The organism is Stenotrophomonas sp. YJH_SMC_54 (assembly GCF_059368435.1).
In genome coordinates, this window is the sequence record NZ_JCAFRS010000003.1 from 190,736 (window position 1) to 209,557 (window position 18,822).

The 18,822-nt window shown below is 66.9% G+C and carries 13 protein-coding genes, 1 tRNA gene and 1 pseudogene; 7 read left to right on the top strand and 8 right to left on the bottom strand.

Features of this window, described 5'->3' with window-relative positions:
- Positions 1-34 precede the first annotated feature (34 nt).
- From selD to fdnG, 8 genes and pseudogenes are all read right to left on the bottom strand, one after another.
- Entirely contained in the window at positions 35-1,114 is a 1,080-nt protein-coding gene (selD, locus tag AC5P5S_RS04985) for a selenide, water dikinase SelD (protein WP_062605716.1), read from the bottom strand.
- A 26-nt stretch (positions 1,115-1,140) separates the two neighbouring features.
- Positions 1,141-1,236 (bottom strand) — tRNA-Sec (locus tag AC5P5S_RS04990).
- A gap of 24 nt (positions 1,237-1,260) precedes the next feature.
- Positions 1,261-3,192 carry a selenocysteine-specific translation elongation factor gene (selB, locus tag AC5P5S_RS04995; protein ID WP_062605862.1) on the bottom strand — a complete coding sequence of 644 codons (1,932 nt, stop codon included), beginning with the start codon at positions 3,190-3,192 and terminating at the stop codon, positions 1,261-1,263.
- Positions 3,189-4,613 carry an L-seryl-tRNA(Sec) selenium transferase gene (gene selA, locus AC5P5S_RS05000; RefSeq protein WP_062605718.1) on the bottom strand — a complete coding sequence of 475 codons (1,425 nt, stop codon included), beginning with the start codon at positions 4,611-4,613 and terminating at the stop codon, positions 3,189-3,191. Before selA ends, selB begins: the two co-directional genes overlap by 4 nt.
- A gap of 4 nt (positions 4,614-4,617) precedes the next feature.
- A complete protein-coding gene (fdhE, locus tag AC5P5S_RS05005) occupies positions 4,618-5,601 on the bottom strand; it encodes a formate dehydrogenase accessory protein FdhE (protein WP_062605720.1) in 984 nt (327 codons plus the stop codon).
- A gap of 386 nt (positions 5,602-5,987) precedes the next feature.
- Positions 5,988-6,635, bottom strand: coding sequence for a formate dehydrogenase subunit gamma (locus AC5P5S_RS05010; protein ID WP_005410882.1), 648 nt, complete (start codon positions 6,633-6,635; stop codon positions 5,988-5,990).
- Positions 6,632-7,549 (bottom strand): annotated as a pseudogene (gene fdxH, locus AC5P5S_RS05015) (formate dehydrogenase subunit beta). The gene AC5P5S_RS05010 and the pseudogene fdxH overlap by 4 nt, the downstream one beginning before the upstream one ends.
- Positions 7,550-7,559: 10 nt before the next feature.
- Positions 7,560-10,628, bottom strand: a complete 3,069-nt coding sequence (gene fdnG, locus AC5P5S_RS05020; RefSeq protein ID WP_138464127.1) for a formate dehydrogenase-N subunit alpha — start codon at positions 10,626-10,628, stop codon at positions 7,560-7,562.
- Between the two features lie 291 nt (positions 10,629-10,919).
- Here fdnG and gmk point away from each other — a divergent pair, with 291 nt between their 5' ends.
- The 7 genes from gmk (at position 10,920) to AC5P5S_RS05055 (ending at position 18,674) form a co-directional block, all read left to right on the top strand.
- Positions 10,920-11,585: a guanylate kinase gene (gene gmk, locus AC5P5S_RS05025; RefSeq protein WP_049396152.1), complete on the top strand. Its 666-nt coding sequence runs from the start codon at positions 10,920-10,922 to the stop codon at positions 11,583-11,585.
- Positions 11,586-11,695: 110 nt separating this feature from the next.
- The gene (gene rpoZ / locus AC5P5S_RS05030; RefSeq protein ID WP_005410877.1) at positions 11,696-11,995 is read left to right on the top strand and encodes a DNA-directed RNA polymerase subunit omega; all 300 of its coding nucleotides are present in this window, start codon (positions 11,696-11,698) and stop codon (positions 11,993-11,995) included.
- A gap of 105 nt (positions 11,996-12,100) precedes the next feature.
- Entirely contained in the window at positions 12,101-14,263 is a 2,163-nt protein-coding gene (locus tag AC5P5S_RS05035; RefSeq protein ID WP_005410876.1) for a RelA/SpoT family protein, read from the top strand.
- A gap of 182 nt (positions 14,264-14,445) precedes the next feature.
- Positions 14,446-14,832, top strand: a complete 387-nt coding sequence (locus AC5P5S_RS05040) for a RidA family protein (RefSeq protein WP_005410875.1) — start codon at positions 14,446-14,448, stop codon at positions 14,830-14,832.
- Positions 14,833-14,839: 7 nt separating this feature from the next.
- Entirely contained in the window at positions 14,840-16,951 is a 2,112-nt protein-coding gene (recG, locus tag AC5P5S_RS05045) for an ATP-dependent DNA helicase RecG (protein WP_231336631.1), read from the top strand.
- Positions 16,952-17,404: 453 nt separating this feature from the next.
- A complete protein-coding gene (locus AC5P5S_RS05050; RefSeq protein ID WP_005410872.1) occupies positions 17,405-18,343 on the top strand; it encodes a nucleoside hydrolase in 939 nt (312 codons plus the stop codon).
- A gap of 88 nt (positions 18,344-18,431) precedes the next feature.
- Positions 18,432-18,674, top strand: coding sequence for a type B 50S ribosomal protein L31 (locus tag AC5P5S_RS05055; RefSeq protein ID WP_005410871.1), 243 nt, complete (start codon positions 18,432-18,434; stop codon positions 18,672-18,674).
- Positions 18,675-18,822: the final 148 nt, after the last annotated feature.

Below are 18,822 nucleotides of genomic sequence, written 5' to 3' on the forward strand. Positions count from 1 at the left end.
GGGCGCCTTCGGGCGCCCTTGTCGTTCCAGCGCATCAGCGCACGCTGACGCCCGGCGCTCCTTCGCTCAAACGCCCGACCACGGCTGCCTGGCCGAACCCCGCGTCGTGGAAGCAGGCCAGCACCGCATCCGCCGCTTCCGGGGCGCACGACACCAGCAGGCCGCCGCTGGTCTGAGGGTCGGTCAGCAGTGGCTGCCAGTGTGCCGGCAACCCATCGGCGAAGCGCACCTCGGTGCCATAGGAGGCCCAGTTGCGGTTGGATGCGCCGGTCACGCAGCCACGCTGCAGCAGCTCCAGCGCCTGCGGCAGCAGCGGCACCTGTGCACTGTCCACCTCGGCAGCGACACCACTGGCGCGGCACACTTCCAGCAGGTGGCCGAGCAGGCCGAAGCCGGTGACGTCGGTCATGGCGTGCACGCCGTCCAGGGCGGCCAGCGGCACGCCCACGGTGTTCAGGCGGGTGGTCGACGCGATCATCTGCTGGTAGCCGTCGGCGTCCAGCACTTCCTTCTTCAGTGCTGACGAATACACGCCCACGCCCAACGGCTTGCCCAGCACCAGCACGTCGCCGGCGCGGGCATCGGCATTGCGCTTGAGTCGTTGCGGGTCGAGCACGCCGATCGCGGCCAGGCCGTAGATGGGTTCCACCGAATCGATGCTGTGGCCACCAGCGACCACGATGCCCGCATCGGCGCAGGCGCGTTCGCCACCCTGCAGGATGCCGCGGATCGTGTCCTGCGGCAGCGTGTTGATCGGCATGCCGACGATGGCCAGTGCGAACAGCGGGCGCGCGCCCATCGCATACAGGTCCGACAGCGCGTTGGTGGCCGCGATGCGGCCGAAGTCGAACGGGTCGTCGACGATGGGCATGAAGAAATCGGTGGTGGCGACGATTGCCTGGCGATCATCGAGGCGGTACACCGCGGCGTCGTCGCTGGTCTCGCGGCCAACCAGCAGTTCAGCTGGTGCCGGAAGTGCTGGAACACCACGCAGCAGTTCGCTCAGCACGCCCGGCGCGATCTTGCAGCCGCAGCCGCCGCCATGCGCGAGAGAGGTCAGTCGTTGCGGGGCATCGGCCGTTGAAGGGGCGGGGGACTGCGCGTGCGTGGCCATGCCGACATCTCCTGCGGGAACGCGAATGGCGGAAGGCAGCAGGAGTCGAACCTACCAGGGAACGATCGACGCCCCCTACTGGGTTTGAAGCCCAGCCGCATGCCCGGATGCGCATGCCTTCCGAAAGTACGGCGGTACCGGTGGGCTCAGTCGCGGGCTGCGTTCCACTGCAGGTCGCCGCGCGGCCGATGCTGGTCACCGACGCGTCGAGTGTAGCCAACGCGATTGAAGAACTCCAAGATCTGGATGCTGCGTTTGCGGCCCAGGCCGATGGCATCGCGGAACGTGGCCGCATCCACCGTGCCGCTGGCCTGTGACAGCCGCGCGACGATCGCGGCGAGTTCCGCAATGCGTGCGGGTGCATAGAACAGGTCCGGCACCACCTGGAACAGCTCGCCACGTGCGGTGGCGCGGCGCAGGACGGCGCGGACTTCGTCTTCGGCCAGGCCGATCTCGGCAGCAAGGGTGCGCACCCACGGCGGATCGAAGCCACCGGCGTGCAGTTGCGGCAGCACGCGTTCCAGCAGCAGACGCTCGCGTTCCGGTGGCGCATGGTCATGCCCGGGCAGGCGCCACCAGGCACCCACGCGTTGCACGCTGCCGTCGTCCAGCAGGTCCTGCAGCAGCGCATTCCAGAGGCTCGCTGCAAGCGCGGGCAGGGTGCTGCGCTGCAGGCGGCCGCTGTCGACACCGGGTTCGTCCGGGCGTCGCTCATGCCATCCACGCAGTGAGGCGATCACCTGCTCGCGCAATGCCTGCCAGTGCGACACAAGGATGACTACCGTGTCTTCGCGGGTGACGATGCGTCGCGTGTCTGCAGGAAGATCGATCCGGTCGGCGGCGCGCCGGCAGTAGCGCTGCAGCGCGGCCATGGCAACGCCGAAGGGCGCCTGCTGCAACAGTGGACCGATTCCCGCACCCGCGGCCAGTTGCTCCAGTGCTCCCAGCCATGCGAGCCGTGCAGGACTGCGCCGGCGCCGCTGTGGCGGGTCCGGATCGAGCACGAGGCCGCCGCCCAGCGTGTGGGTGGCCGCTGAATCGCGGGCAATGAAGCGATCGCCACACATCGCACAGACCGGAGCATCGAACACCAGCTGCACCAACTGCCCATCACCGTGGTCATGGTCCTCCAGCAGCACCACATGGGCCTGCCGGTGCATCGTGCCCCAGTGGATATGCAGCGGTGCCCAGTCGCGCAACGGTGCGGCCAACGCGGACAGCCGCAACCGCACATCAACGCGGGTGGTGGCCAGCAGTGCGCGTGCGTCGGCGATCCAGTCACCGCGGCGGATGTCATCACGGGCGATGGCCGCCAGGTTCAGCGCGCAGCGCTGCCCGGCCATCGCGTGGTCACTGGCCTGGTTCTGCGCGTGGATGCTGCGTATGCGCACTTCAGTGGCGGCCGGCATCAGTTGCAGATGCTCACCCACCGCGGCGATGCCGCCGTGCACTGCACCGGTCACCAGCGTGCCATGACCGGCCAGCGAGAACACGCGGTCCACCGGCATACGGAACAGCTCGCTGCGCAGTTCGGCCTGGCGCGTGCTGGCGTCGTCCGCCGCCCACGCGTGCAGCTGGGTACGCAGCGCGTTGATGCCAGCATCGTCGGGTGCGGTGCTGTTGCAGGTGAACACAGGGGAATCCTGCAGCGGCGTGCCGGCCAGCAGGGCAGCGACCTCGATCTCGACCCGGGCCAGGCGCGCCGCATCCACACGGTCGATCTTGGTGAGCGCCACCGCACCCCGGTTCACGCCCAGCAGCTGCAGGATGGCCAGATGCTCGCGGGTCTGTGGCATCACGCCGTCGTCGGCAGCGATGACCAGCAGGGCGACGTCGATACCCGTGGCGCCGGCCACCATCGTGTGCACGAAGCGCTCGTGGCCCGGCACGTCGACGAAACCCAGCGTCGCGACAGGACCTGTGCCGTCCCTGCGTTCCACAGGAACATAGGCATAGCCCAGCTCGATGGAAATACCACGCGTACGCTCTTCCTGCAGGCGATCGGTTTCGATGCCGGTCAGTGCCCGCACCAGGCTGGTCTTGCCATGGTCGATATGCCCGGCGGTGCCGACGATCATGCCTGCAGCGTGCTCCACTGGGCGAGGAAGTCGGCTTCGTCGGCGGGTTCCAGGCAGCGCAGGTCCAGCCACAGCGCGTCATCGGCAATGCGGCCCAGCACGGGTCGCGGCAGCTGACGCAGGCGCTTGGCCAGGCGATCCAGTCCGCCACGGCGCGCGCTGGTAATGCGCAGTCCGGCGCTGGCCAGCTGCGCCTGTGGCTGCGCGCCGCTGCCGATCTGGCTGTGCATCGAAGCAGGCTCGAGGGTATAGTCCGCCGCCAGCGAGGCACGCATCGGCTGCAGCAGGCGCTGGGCCTGCGCATCAATGTCATCCTGCGTGCGCGAGAGCGTGCGCAGTGTCGGCAGCCGCTGTGCCAGCAGCTCGGGTTCGCGGTACAGGGCCAGCACCGCCTCCAGTGCGGCCAGGCCCATCTTGTCCATGCGCAGTGCCCGCTTCAGCGGGTTGCGGTTGATCCGCGCGATCAGGTCCGCGCGACCGGCGATGATGCCGGCCTGCGGGCCACCCAGCAGCTTGTCGCCGCTGAACGAAACCAGATCGGCGCCGTCCGCCAGTGTTTCCTGCACGGTGGGCTCGTGCGGCAGGCCGAACGTGGCCAGATCGCACAGGCTGCCACTGCCCAGGTCCACCACCAGCGGCAGGCCGTGTTCGTGCGCGATCGTGGCCATCGCCGCCGTGTCGACCTTGGCAGTGAATCCGCTGATCGCGTAGTTGCTGGCATGCACCTCCATCAGCAGCGCTGTGCGCGCGCCGATGGCGTTGGTGAAGTCGGCCGGATGGGTGCGGTTGGTGGTACCTACTTCCAGCAGCCGCGCGCCCGCGCTGCGCATCACATCCGGGATGCGGAAAGCGCCGCCGATCTCCACCAGCTCGCCGCGCGACACCACCACCTCGCGGCGGTTGGCCAGGCTGTTGAGCAGCAGCAGGACCGCTGCTGCATTGTTGTTGACCACAGTGGCCGCTTCGGCGCCGGTCAGTTCGCAGATCAATGCCTGTACCCGCGCATCGCGGTCGCCGCGACGGCCACGGATGACGTCGAACTCCAGATCGACCGGCGCGGTCATCGCGCGGGTGACTGCCTGCACCGCGGCCTCGGGCAGCAATGCGCGACCCAGGTTGGTATGCAGTACGGTGCCGGTCAGGTTGAACATCGCTTGCAGGTCCAGCCGTGCATCGGCTGCCAGTGCGGCCTCGACCGCTGCCACCAGCGCCGGGCCGTCGACCGCTCCCTGCAGCTGCGCGGTCGACAGCTGACCGGCGCTGACGCGCTCACGCAGCACCTGCAGGTGCGAACGCAGCAGCTGGGTGATGCGGCTTCGACCGTGGCCTTCGATCAGTGGCGCCAGTGCAGGCAGGCGCAGCACCCGGTCCAGCGAGGGCAGGGCGGCGGCCGATGCCGGGGCGGGGGGCATGGCTGTCATCGCCTCAATCGCCGTCGGATTGCCACAGCAGAGGATTCTGGCTGGCACGCGCATAGTCTTCCTCGGCCAGCAGCAGATCCAGCGCCAGCGTGCCGAGGTCATCGGCCACCGGCTCCAGTGACGGGTCCTTTTCCAGATACAGGATCTTGCGGTAGCTGTGGCAGTGGTCGCAGGTCTCGGCACGCACCGCGCTCTCGCGCACCGCCTCGCCGCTGTCGCCGTCCACATCGGCCAGGGCGCGATAGGCGATGTCCTTGCCGGCGGCACCACACTGGCTGCACTGCACGCGCACGTAGTGCCATTGGCAGGCGCACAGCGAGCACGACAGGTAACGGTAGGACGCATAGGGTGGGCGTGCCTGCACCACGCTGGTTACCGGCAACGTGCCGCACAGCGGGCACAGCCCTGGCGCATCAGCCAGCGGCTTCAGGTCGGTAGGGCGGAAGCTGGCTGCGAGCACCGCCCAGTAAACCTGCAGTGCGTTCATCACCAGCAGCGCAGCGACCGCATCCACCGACGGCGCGTCATCGCGCTCCAGCACCGCGTGCGCCTGCGCATCCAGCCAGGCGTCGTCGGCAGCCGCGACGCGTTGCAGCTCCTGCCGGGTTTCCAGCGGCAGCCCCGTTTCGTCGGCACAGTGCTGGCACAGCGTGCGCAGCCAGTCGCGCCAGCATCCATCCAGTTGAAGCGTGTTGGCCGGCCGCAACGGCATGCCGGCACCGGCCGCCGCACTCGACTGCTGCGCACGCGCCTGCGACTGCAGCGCCTCGCGCTGCTGCGGTGTCAGCTCATCCAGCAGCGCCTGCTGTGCATCGGCCAACGCCGCCAGCAGCTGCAGGTAGCCGCCGATGGCACTGTGCGCGGCCAGGCTGCGCAGGCGCGTCGCGCGCTCGGCGAACAGTGACTCGATATCGGGCAGGATGATGCGCGGCACATCGCGCGAGGCGAGCGTCTCGATCTCACCGGGTTCAAGGATGCGTTGTGCCATGCAGGGCCAGCCAGAAGAACCAGCCTCCATCCTCGCCGTTGTCGGCGCTCGCGTCCAGCAGGTTCAAACAACGCAGTCGAGCAAAGCAGTCGAGCACGGCTCGACTCTACAAAAACCGGTTTCGGTCGTCGCCATGTTCATCGTGTCGACCAAGGTCGACACCCACCAAGAGCAGCTCATGCCATTCCGACAGCAGCGGGAAACTGTGGAAGGCGGGGTGGATCCGGTTGCGGGGGTGTCCGCGGCATGGATGCCGCGGCCAAGCCCCCAAGGACGGGTTGACGGCGTCCCCCGCAACCGGACCCACCCCGCCACCCCTCAGGAAGCCCGCTCTTGACGTTGACGTTGACCTTGCCTCTGCGGGTGCAGGGCCGCAGGCCCTGCCGCTAACCCTCTTCCCGACGTCCGCGCAGGATGTCCCTGAACCACTGCCGGTGGTGCTTGTACGCCCACCCATAGGTCACCTTGCCCTGGGTCATCGCCCGCACCGAGCCCTTGATCCAGATCGCGGCATAGATGTGCACCACGATCGCGCACACCAGCACCCAGCCGAACAGCGCATGGGCCAGCACCGAGAAGCGGATCACCCCGATCGGGAAGAAGTGGCTGAAGTACTGCCGCCAGATCACGAAGCCGGTCAGCAGCAGCGCCGACAGGCAGCCGATGATGGCCCAGAACAGCAGCTTCTGGCCGGCATTGAAACGGCCCACCGGCGGCAGCTTCTCATCCTCGTTGCGCAGTACATCGCGCATGCCGCGCATCCATGCGCGATCGTCGGCGGTCGGCAGATTGTCGCGCCACATGCGGAACGCCAGCAGCGCAAAGCCCACCACCATGGCCAGCCCGATGAACGGATGCAGGATGCGCGTCCAGGGGCCGCCACCGAACAGCTGGGTCAACGGGAACAGGGCCGGGTGGAACAGCGCCAGCCCGGACAGCGCGGTCAGCACGAAGCAGATCGCCACGATCCAGTGGTTGATGCGGGTCGGTGCGCGGTAGCGGATGATCTGGCGCGGGTGCGGGGCGTACTTCATGGCCGCTGCTCCTCTTCGATCTTCTTCGCCTCGTGTTCGGCTTCCTCTTCTTCCTCGTCATTGACCGTGTTGCGGCCGATGCCGATGTAATGCAGGAAGCCGGCGAAGGCGGTGGCGGCGATCGCCAGCACGCCCAGCGGCTTGGCCACGCCCTTCCACACCTCCACCATCGGGCTGATGCGCGGGTCCTTGGGCAGGTCGGCATACAGCTCCGGCTTGTCCACGTGCTGCAGCACGTACATCACGTGGGTGCCGCCGACGCCCTGCGGATCTTACAGGCCGGCATTCTCGTAGCCGCGCGATTTCAGGTCTTCCACGCGTCCGGCCGCATGCTCGGTCATCGCCTGCTTGCTGCCGAAGGTAATCGCGCCGGTCGGGCAGGTCTTCACGCAGGCCGGTTCCTGGCCCACCGCCACCCGGTCCGAACACAGCGTGCACTTGTAGGCCTTGTGGTCCTTCTTGGAGATGCGCGGCACGTCGAACGGACAACCGGTCACGCAGTAGCCGCAGCCGATGCAGTTCTCTTCCTGGAAGTCGACGATGCCATTGGCGTACTGGATGATCGCACCGGGCGACGGACAGGCCTTCAGGCAGCCCGGATCGCTGCAGTGCATGCAGCCTTCCTTGCGGATCAGCCACTCCAGCTTGCCCTTCTCGTCCTCGTACTCGCGGAACTTCATCACCGTCCACGACTGGTCGCTCAGGTCGGGCGGGTTGTCATAGCTGCCAACGCAGCTGCCCACTTCGTCGCGCAGGTCGTTCCATTCCATGCAGGCGACCTGGCAGGCCTTGCAGCCGATGCACTTGCTCACATCGATCAGCTTGGCGACCTGGCCGGTGTGCGCACCACGCGCCTCCGGCGAGGGCGTGGTGGTGGCCGAGCGGCGGATGATGTCCAGGGATTGCAGTGACATGGCGTGTCTCCTACACCTTCTCGACCTTGACCAGGATGCACTTCGATTCGGGCGTCTGCGAGTTGCCGTCACCGATGGCGTTGGTCAGCGTATTGGCGATGTATCCGGGCTTGGCCGCACCGAGGAAACCCCAGTGGATCGGCACGCCCACCTGGTGCACGGTCCGGCCATCGATCTGCAGGGCCTTGATGCGCTTGGTCACCATGGCGACCGCTTCGATGTGGCCGCGCTTGGAACTGACCCGCACGCGGCTGCCGTTATTGATGCCCAGCTCGTCGGCCAACGCCGCGCCGATCTCGACGAACTGCTCGGGCTGGATGATGGCGTTCAACTTGCCGTGCTTGGTCCAGAAGTGGAAATGCTCGGTCAGGCGGTAGGTGGTGGCCACATGCGGGAACTCGTCCGGTGAACCGATCTGTGCGCGATCGCTGGCGAATACGCGGGCGGCCGGGTTGTTCAGCGTCAGTGCCTGGCCGGGGCTGAGCGGGTTGCTGCGCAGCGGTGTATCGAACGGTTCGTAGTGCTCCGGGAACGGGCCTTCGGCCATGCCGGCCTTGGCGAAGAAGCGCGCGATGCCCTCCGGGTTCATGATGAACGGGCCCATTCCGCCGGCGGGATCTTCGTCGGCCTTGAAGTCGGGCACGTCCACGCTGCCCCAGTTTTTCCCGTTCCACGCCAGCAGCGTGCGCCGTGGATCAAATGGCTTTCCGGCGACGTCGCACGAGGCGCGGTTGTACATCACGCGACGATTGGCCGGCCACGCCCAGGCCCAGCCCAGCGTGTTGCCGATGCCGGTGGGGTCGCTGTTGTCACGCCGCGCCATCATGTTGCCGGTCGGGCCCCAGGCACCGATGTAGATCCAGCAGCCGGAGGCGGTGCTGCCGTCGTCGCGCAGGTCGCCGAATGCGGCCAGCTGCTCGCCGGCCTTGCGCACCAGCTTGGTTGGGTCCTTCGGATCGAACACATCGGCCAGCGCCTTGCCGTTGTATTCCATCGCCAGTTCTTCGGGCGTGGGTACCTCAGGGTTGGCGTAGTTCCAGGCCAGGTCGCGCACCGGCTCCCACCACGCCCCGCCGTCCTTCTCGTACATCGCCTTGATGCGATGGAACAGCTCGGACATGATCTCGATGTCGCTGCGCGCTTCTCCCGGTGGGTTGGCACCCTTCCAGTGCCACTGCAGCCAGCGCGAGGAATTCACCACCGCGCCGTTCTCCTCGGCGAAGGAGGTGGTCGGCAGGCGGAATACTTCGGTCTGGATCGTGCTCGGGTCGACGTCGTTCAACGCACCGTGGTTCTGCCAGAAGGCGATGGTCTCGGTTTCCAGCGGGTCCATGCTGACCATGAACTTCAGCTTGGAGAACGCGCTGATCAGCTTGCCCTTGTTCGGCGCCGAGGCCAGCGGATTGAAGCCTTGGCAGATGTAGCCGTGGATCTTGCCTTCGTTCATCAGCTCGTACGCCTGCAACATGTCGTACGGCTTGTCGAGCTTGGGCAGGTAATCGAAACACCAGTTGTTGTCGGCGGTGGCGGCGTCGCCCCACCACGATTTCATCAGGCTGACGTGGAACTTCGGGTAGTTCTGCCAGAACGACATCTGGTTGGCGCGCAGCGGCTTCTGCGTGCGCTTGGCGATGTAGGCCTCGTAGTCCTGCTCGTCCTGTTTCGGCAGGGTCAGGTAGCCGGGCAGCAGGTCGGACATCAGGCCGATGTCGGTCAGGCCCTGGATGTTGGAATGCCCGCGCAAGGCGTTCATGCCGCCACCGGCCACGCCGATGTTGCCCAGCAGCAGCTGCACCATGGTGCCGGCACGCACGTTCTGCGCGCCGATCGAGTGCTGCGTCCAGCCCAGCGCGTACAGGATGGTCATCGCCTTGTCCTTGCCGGCGGTGGACGCGATCATGTCCCAGATCTGGCGGATGCTGTCGGCCGGCGTGCCGCAGATGCGTTCGACCATCTCCACCGTGTAGCGCGCATAGTGCTGCTTGAGCAGGTTGTAGACGCAGCGCGGGTCCTTCAGCGTCGGGTCGCTGCGCACGAAGCCATCGTCACCGTAGGCGTAGTCCCAGCTGGAGCGGTCGTAGCTGCGCTTCTCTTCGTTGTAGCCCGAATACAGGCCGTCCTTGAAGGCGAACTCGTCCTTCACCAGGAACGACATGTCGGTGTAGTTCAGCACGTACTCGTGCTGGATGCGGTCCTCGGTCAGCAGGTAGTTGATCAGGCCCCCCAGGAACACGATGTCGGTACCGGTGCGGATCGGCGCGTACACGTCGGCCACCGCGGCCGAGCGGTTGAAGCGCGGATCGACCACGATCAGGCGTGCCTTGTTGTGTGCCTTGGCCTCGGTCACCCATTTGAACCCGCACGGGTGCGCCTCGGCGGCATTGCCACCCATGATCAGGATCAGGTCGGCATTCTTGATGTCGACCCAGTGATTCGTCATCGCACCACGGCCTAGCGTCGGGGCAAGACCTGCCACCGTCGGGCCGTGTCAGACACGTGCCTGGTTGTCGAATGCCAACATGCCAAGGGAGCGCACGACCTTGTGGGTCAGCACCGCGGTTTCATTGCTGGTGGCCGAGGCCGCCAGCATGCCGGTGGTCAGCCAGCGGTTGACCGTCTGCCCGGCCTCGTTCTTCTGCACGAAGTTGGCATCGCGGTCTTCCTTCATCAGCCGCGCGATGCGGTCCAGCGCATCGTCCCAGCTCAGCCGCTTCCACTCGTTCGAGCCCGGCGCGCGGTACTCGGGGTAGAGCAGGCGCGACTTGCTGTGGATGATGTCGGCCAGGCCGGCGCCCTTCGGGCACAGCGTGCCGCGGTTCACCGGATGGTCCGGGTCGCCTTCGATATGGAAGATGCTCGGCTCGGCGTTCTTGGCACCATCGCCGAGGCTGTACATCAGGATGCCGCAGGCCACCGAACAGTAGGTACAGGTGTTGCGGGTCTCGGTCGCGCGGGTCAGCTTGTACTGCCTGACCTCCGCGAGCGCGATGCCGGGCGCGAAGCCCATCAATGCCAGGCTGGAGCCGACCAGGGTTGTCCCGGTCACTTTCAGGAACTGGCGGCGGCTCATCGATGGCATGCCGTTCTCCTGGGATGGCGGGGAGGCGCAGGCCTCCGGGCTGTCGTTGGGTACGGCCCGGTTATAGCACAGGCCCCCGTACGCCCATGTGGCACAAGGCCCGGCGCCCGCCAGACGGGCGCGCGACGGGGCCGCTCTGGTAAAGTTGCGTGCCCGCCCCCCGGGGAAAGCGTCTGCCGGGCCTGGTTCCAGGATGTTCCGCGCAGCCCCCGCCGTCCTGGCGCGATCCTCCGCGCCGGATCTGGAACACCGAGGAAAAATTTTGCGAAATCAACCCGTTGGATCCCCCGCATGAGCGCCGCGTCGAAGCCGTCGGACGCCGTTGCGCGCGGCACGCTGTACATCGTTGCCGCCCCGTCCGGTGCCGGCAAGAGCAGCATCGTCAATGCCACCCTGGCGCGTGACCCGCAGATCGCCCTGTCGATCTCCTTCACCTCGCGCGCGATGCGCCCGGGTGAAGTGAACGGCCAGCACTACCATTTCGTCTCTGCGGAGAAGTTCGAGCAAATGATCGCCGCCGGCGACTTCTTCGAACACGCCTGGGTGCACGGCGACTGGAAGGGCACCGCCCGGCAGTCGGTGGAGCCGCAGCTGGCCGCCGGCCAGGACGTGCTGCTGGAAATCGACTGGCAGGGCGCGCAGCAGGTGCGCCAGCTGGTGCCGGGCACGGTCACCGTGTTCATCCTGCCGCCGTCCAAGCAGGCCCTGCAGGACCGCATGCGCAAGCGCGGCCAGGACAGCGAGGCGGTCATCGCCCAGCGCCTGGGCGCGGCACGCGATGAAATGCTGCACTTCAACGAGTTCGACTACGTCATCGTCAATGAGGTGTTCGACACCGCCGTGGACGAGCTGTGCGCCATCTTCACCGCCAGCCGCCTGCGCCGGGAGGCCCAGAAGGTCCGCCACGCCGGCCTCATCCAGGCCCTGCTGACCCCCGATCCGGGTGCAACTGACTGATTCCAAAAGAATCGGGTGGGGGTTGGCTTGATTTTGTCCAGCCCCTGCCAGTACACTCCGTCCCCTTTCCCTCATTCGACTGAGCGGCCGACCGGTCGCCGGGAGCCCGTATGGCCCGCATCACCGTAGAAGATTGCCTGGAAGTCGTTAACAACCGTTTCGAACTGGTCATGATGGCTTCCAAGCGTGCCCGCCAGCTCGCCAACGGCGTGCAGGCCACGCTGGACAACAGCGAGACCGAGGACAAGCCGACCGTGCTGGCGCTGCGCGAAATCGCCGCCCGCAAGATCGACAACGCGCTGATCGACGAAGTCGAGAAGGCCGAGCGTGAGCGCGCCGAGCGCGAAGCGCTGGAGTGGGCTGCCGCCGAAGTGGTCGCCGATGAAGACATGTCCAAGAACGACGATTGATCGCATCGATCAACGTCATTGCTGGATCGCCGAACAGCCCGCCCCGTGCGGGCTGTTTCGCATTCAGGATTTGCCGTAAACGTCGCGCTGGAATAGGCTTCGGGCATGAACCCAGGCCCCACTGCCAAGGTCGCCGCAGCCCCCGCTGCCGCCGTACCCGACTACGTCCTCCAGCTTGAACGCGCCGCCCATTACCTGCCGCCGGAACAGCTGCCGCTGTTGCGCCGTGCCTGGGAAGTCGGAGCTTCCGCGCACGCTGGGCAGACGCGCAAGTCGGGCGAGCCCTATATCACCCATCCGGTGGCCGTGGCCCAGGTGCTGGCCGAGCTCGGCCTGGACGTGGAAGCGCTGATCGCCGCGATCCTGCACGACACCATCGAAGACACCCCGCTCACCCGCGAGGCGCTGGCTGCCGAGTTCGGCGAAGCCGTGGCCGAACTGGTCGACGGCGTGACCAAGCTGGACAAGCTGAAGTTCCGCGACCGCCAGGAAGCGGCCGCGGAGAGCTTCCGCAAGATGCTGCTGGCGATGTCGCGCGACCTGCGCGTGATCATGATCAAGCTGGCCGACCGCCTGCACAACATGCGCACGCTGGGCGCGCAGAGCCGCGAAGCGCGCGGCCGCATCGCCCGCGAGACGCTGGAGATCTACGCGCCCATCGCCCAGCGCCTGGGCATGAGCCTGGTCAAGAGCGAGCTGCAGAACCTCGGCTTCAAGGCGCTCTACCCGTGGCGCCACGCCATCATTGAAAAACACATCCGCAGCCAGCCGGTGGTGCGCCGCGAGGCGATGGCGCAGGTGGAAGTGCAGCTGTCGCAGCGCCTGGCCAAGGAGGGGATCGAGCATCGGCTGATCAGCCGCATCAAGACCCCGTGGAGCATCTACAACAAGATGCGCGACGAGAACAAATCCTTCGACCAGGTGATGGACGTGTTCGGCTTCCGCCTGGTCGTGCGCAGCGTGCCCAGCTGTTACCACGCGCTGGGTTCGGTGCATGCCACCTTCAAACCGCTGGATGGCCGCTTCCGCGACTTCATCGCCATTCCCAAGGCCAACGGCTACCAGTCGCTGCACACCGTGCTGTTCGGGCCGTATGGCTCGCCGATCGAAGTGCAGATCCGTACCGAGGAAATGGACCTGATCGCCGAGCGCGGCGTGGCCGCGCACTGGACCTACAAGTTTGGTGGCGATTCGCCCAACAGCGCGCAGAGCCGTGCCCACGCCTGGATCGTCGAGCTGATCGACTCGCAGCGCGCTGCCGGCTCCTCGCTGGAGTTCCTCGACAACGTCAAGGTCGACCTGTTCCCGGACGAGGTCTACCTGTTCACCCCGAAGGGCAAGATCCTGGCCCTGCCGCGCAATTCCACCGCGCTCGATTTCGCCTACGCCGTGCATACCGATGTCGGCAACATGGCGGTGGCCTCGCGCGTGGACAAGAAACTGGTGCCACTGCGCACCAAGCTGGTGTCGGGGCAGTCGGTGGAGATCATCACCGCACGCTCGGCCACGCCGAAACCGCAGTGGCTGGAATTCGTGGTCACCAGCAAGGCGCGCACTGCCATCCGCCACCAGCTCAAGCAGCTGGAACACGAAGATGCCGTGCAGCTGGGCCACCGCATGCTCGACCGTGCGCTGGAGGCGATGGATTCGTCGCTGGAACGGCTGCCGAAGGGGCGCCTGGATGCGTTCCTGGCCGAGCATCGTTTCCCGCGCCTGGAGGCGCTGCTGGCCGAGGTGGCGCTGGGCAACTGGATGCCGACCCAGGCCGCGCAGGCGCTGATGGCCTACGCCGAACTGCGTGGCGGCCCGCATTCGCGACACCATTCGCAGGAAAAGATCCTGATCAACGGCAGCGAGCGCGGCGTGGTCACCTTCGCCGGCTGCTGCCAGCCGATTCCCGGCGACGAGATCATGGGCTACCACACCGCCGGCAAGGGCATCGTGGTGCACCGCATGGACTGCCCGAACCTGGCCGAGCTGCGCAAGTCGCCCGAGCGCTGGGTGCCGATCGGCTGGGACACTACCGTTTCCGGCGACTACGACACTTCGCTGGTGGTGGAAGTGGAGAACGGCACCGGCGTGCTGGCGCAGCTGGCCGCTGCCATCGCCCAGAGCCATTCCAACATCGAGCGCGTGGACTACCTGGACCGCGACTTCAACGCCGCCGTGCTGGCGTTCAACATCCAGGTACGCGACCGCAACCACCTGGCCGAAGTGATGCGCCGCCTGCGCCGCCTGTCGGTCGTGCAGTCGGTACGCCGCCAGTAGGTCCTGCGCGGACCGGTAGTGCCGGCCGCTGGCCGGCAACGTCGCGGTGCTTCCGATGTTCATGAGGTTGCCGGCCAGCGGCCGGCACTACCGGAGCGGTGCGGTAGATCCACGCCATGCGTGGATGCTCCCCCACCCGGTACAATCACCGCTCTGTTTTCCCCCAAGCACCGGAGCGACCCATGTCCCGCCAGATCATCAACACCGAAAAGGCCCCCGCCGCCATCGGCCCGTACTCGCAGGCCGTGCGCGCCGGCAACACCGTGTACTTCTCCGGCCAGATCCCGCTCGACCCGGCCACCGGCGACATCGTCGGCGCCGGCGACGTCGAAGCACAGGCCCGCCGCGCCTTCGACAACCTCAAGGCCGTGGCCGAAGCCGCTGGCGGCTCGCTGGACAAGGTCGTGCGTCTGGGCCTGTACCTGACCGATCTGGGCGAGTTCGCCAAGGTCAACGCGGTCATGCAGGACTACTTCCAGGCCCCGTACCCGGCCCGTTCCACCATCGAAGTCTCCGGCCTACCGAAGGGCGCCAACTTCGAGGTCGACGCGGTGATGGTCATCGACTGACCGCCACGTGGCACGCAAGGCGGCGGTCACCCCGGTCCTGTCACCGTCCGGCGAAGCATCCCTGGCGATGCTCGCGGGCGTCGGTCCGGCCGTGGCCGCCAAACTGCAGGCGCGTGGCCTGGCCACCCTGCAGGATCTCTGGCTTCATCTGCCGCTGCGCTATGAAGACCGGACCCGGCTGACCCGCATTGAAGACCTGCGCAACGGCGTGCCGGCGCAGGTGGAAGGGCGGGTGGTCGCGGTCGAGCGCGGCATGCGCTACCGGCCGATGCTGAAAGTGGCGGTGGAAGACGAAGGGCGGGGCACTTTGGTGCTGCGCTTCTTCCACTTCCGCCAGCAGCAGGTCGGCCAGTTCGCGGTCGGCAACCGGTTGCGCTGCTTCGGCACGCCCAAACCGGGCCAGCTCGGCCTGGAAATCGTCCACCCCAGCTACCAGGTGCTGGGCCGCAACGACGATCCCGAACTCGGCGACCGCCTCGACCCGGTGTATCCCACCGTCGAAGGCGTCGGTCCGATGACCATGCGCAAGCTGATCGGCCAGGCGCTGGACCGCCTGCCCGAGGAGAGCGCGCTGGAACTGCTGCCCAGCGGCTGGCTCGATGGCCTCGGGCTGCCGTCACTGCGCAGCGCGCTGCTGACCGTGCACCGGCCGCCACCAGATGCCGATCTGGTCGCGCTGGCCGCCGGCACCCACCCGGCGCAGCGCCGCCTGGCGATGGAAGAGCTGCTGGCCCATCACCTCAGCCTGCGTCGCCAGCGCATTACCTTGCAGGCGCACCATGCGCCGCCGCTGGCCGGTCCTGGCAAGCTGGCCAAGGCGCTGCTGAAGCAACTGCCGTTCGCGCTCACCGGCGCGCAGGCGCGCGTGTTCAAGCAGATCCGCGAAGACCTCGCGCGGCCCAGCCCGATGCTGCGGCTGGTGCAGGGCGATGTGGGCTCCGGCAAGACCGTGGTCGCCGCGCTGGCGGCGATGCTGGCGGTGGAGCAGGGCAAGCAGGTTGCATTGGCTGCGCCCACCGAGCTGCTGGCCGAACAACATCTCAACAACCTGCGCGGCTGGCTGGAACCGCTCGGTGTGCGCATCGCCTGGCTGGCCGGCAAAGTCACCGGCAAGGCGCGCGCCAAGGTGATGGAGCAGGTCGCCAGCGGCGAAGCGCAGGTGGTGGTTGGTACCCACGCGCTGATGCAGGAGGCGGTGGTGTTCCAGGATCTGGCGCTCGCCATCGTCGACGAGCAGCACCGCTTCGGCGTGCACCAGCGCTTGGCGCTGCGCGACAAGGGCGCAGGCGGCAACAGCGTGCCACACCAGCTGGTGATGACCGCCACGCCGATTCCGCGCACGCTGGCGATGTCCGAATACGCGGACCTGGATGTGTCGGCCATCGACGAACTGCCGCCGGGCCGTACCCCGGTGCAGACCGTCGCGCTCAACAATGATCGTCGTCCCGAGCTGATCGAGCGCATCGCACTGGCCTGCCAGGAAGGGCGGCAGGTGTACTGGGTGTGCACCCTCATCGAGGAAAGCGAAGAACTGGATGCCACCCCGGCGCAGGCCACCTACGAATCGCTGCAGGCGCTGTTGCCGGGCGTGCGCGTGGGGCTGGTGCATGGCCGTCTGAAAGCCGCCGAAAAGCTGGCGACGATGGTGGCGTTCAAGGCCGGCGACATCGACCTGCTGGTGGCGACCACGGTAATTGAAGTGGGCGTGGATGTGCCGAACGCCTCGCTGATGGTGATCGAGAACGCCGAGCGCCTGGGCCTGGCCCAGCTGCACCAGCTGCGCGGCCGCGTCGGCCGTGGTTCTGCGGTATCGCGCTGCGTGCTGCTGTACCAGGCACCGCTCTCGCAGATGGCACGCGAGCGCCTGCAGACCATGCGCGAAACCAACGATGGTTTCGTCATTGCCGAGAAGGATCTGGAACTGCGCGGCCCCGGCGAACTGCTGGGTACGCGGCAGACCGGCCTGGCCGGTTTCCGCATCGCCGACCTGGCCCGCGACGCCGGCCTGCTGCCCGGCGTGCACGACCTGGCGGAGCGCCTGCTGGACCAGCAACCCGCGCTGGCCGATCGTGTGGTGCAGCGCTGGATCGGCACCGCCGTGCGTTACGCCTCGGCGTAAGTACCCAGGGGTCGGATCCCTTTGTGCAGCAAAGGGCTCTGACCCCATTTCCGGGATGCTCATCCGCGCATGGCGTGGATCTACCTCGCGCTGCGCGCGGGAGTCGGACAAGGCTCGACTCTACAGACAGCGCTTTGGATCATTTCCATGTTCATCCACGCATTGCATGGATGTGTCGACCAAGGTCGACACCCACCAACAGCCGCGGAAATCTGTCGAAGGCGGGGTGGATCCGGTTGCGGGGGCGTGAGCCGCATGGATGCGGCGACCGAGCTTACATGGACGTACTTGCAGCGTCCCCCGCAACCGGACCCACCCCGCCATCCCCCAGGAAACCCGCTTTTGCCGTTGATTCGGCGGGTGCAGGGCGCAGCCCTGCCGAACCCCAACCCCCGTACTTGCAACGGTCATCATCCCGGTCCACACTTCGTTGCCGATCTGAAGACGGCAACGATGACCCACAAGATCCCCCTGTTGATCGACACCGACCCCGGTGTGGACGACGCCCTGGCCCTGCTGATGGCCTTTGCCGACGAACGGCATGACGTGGTCGCCCTGACCATCGCCGCCGGCAACGTCGGCCTGCAGTACACCGTCCGCAACGCCCTCAAGCTCTGCGACATCGTCGGCCGCACCGACGTACCGGTGTTTGCCGGCAGCCCGGATCCGCTGCTGCATCCCTCCGTTGACGCTGCCCACGTGCATGGCCGTGACGGCTACGGCGACGTGGACCTGCCGCCGCCGAGCCGCCAGGCTGAAGCCGAACACGCCGCACTGGCCATCCTGCGCCTGTCGCACGAGCACGCCGGCGAACTGATGCTGGTGATGCTGGGCCCGCTGACCAACCTTGCCCTGGCACTGAAGCTGGACCCGACCCTGCCCGAGCGCATCAAGCGCATCGTGGTGATGGGCGGCGCGGTCACCTGCCACGGCAACATCACCCCGGCGGCCGAATTCAACATTGCGTTCGACCCGGAAGCGGCGCACGTGGTGTTCACCTCGTTCAAGCACCTGCTGGTGTCGGACTGGGAGGCCACTGTCGCCCATGGCCTGCCGCTGCAGGACGCCGAGAAGTGGTTGCAGGCCGATTCCGATCGCGCCCGCTTCTACGAACTGATCTCGCGCAAGACCCGTGGCCTGTCCGAAGACAGCAAGGGCGGGCGCTGGTACACCGCCGATGCGGTGGCCATGGCCTGGGCGCTGAACCCCGAAGGGCAGCTGCGGGTCGAGTCGCGCCCGCTGAACGTGGAGCTGAACGGCACGTTCAGCCGCGGCGCCACCATCGTCGATTGGAACCGCCAAACTGGCCAGCCGGACAACTGCGATCTGCTGATGGCCTACGACCAGCAGCGTTTCGAGGCCCTGGTGCGCCAGGCCCTGGGTGCGGACTGACGTCGATTGACCGGCACCGGTTGCCCCGGGCGGCAACCGGTGCTTATAATGCCGCTCTTGACCACCAGCCCATTTACGGTGTGAGCCCATGAAGGCCGATATCCATCCGAACTACCGCGACGTCGTCTTCCATGACGTCACCTCCGATTTCAAGATCCTGACCCGCTCGACCATGGCGACGAAGGAAACCATCCAGTGGGAAGACGGCAACGAATACCCGCTGGTCAAGGTTGAAATTTCCTCGGCTTCGCACCCGTTCTACACGGGCAAGCACAAGGTCATCGACACCTCGGGCCGTATCGACAAGTTCCAGAAGCGCTACGCGCGCTGATCTGTCGATCCAGCTTCGAACCAACGGCCGCGCTCTGCGCGGCCGTTTGTTTTTCCCCAACGCCAACCCAACGGGCGTTTGGATGGGCGGAACACTGCGTTCGTGTGACAACGCTTTTGCCGATCCGGGCCGCTCAACGGCCGGTGTC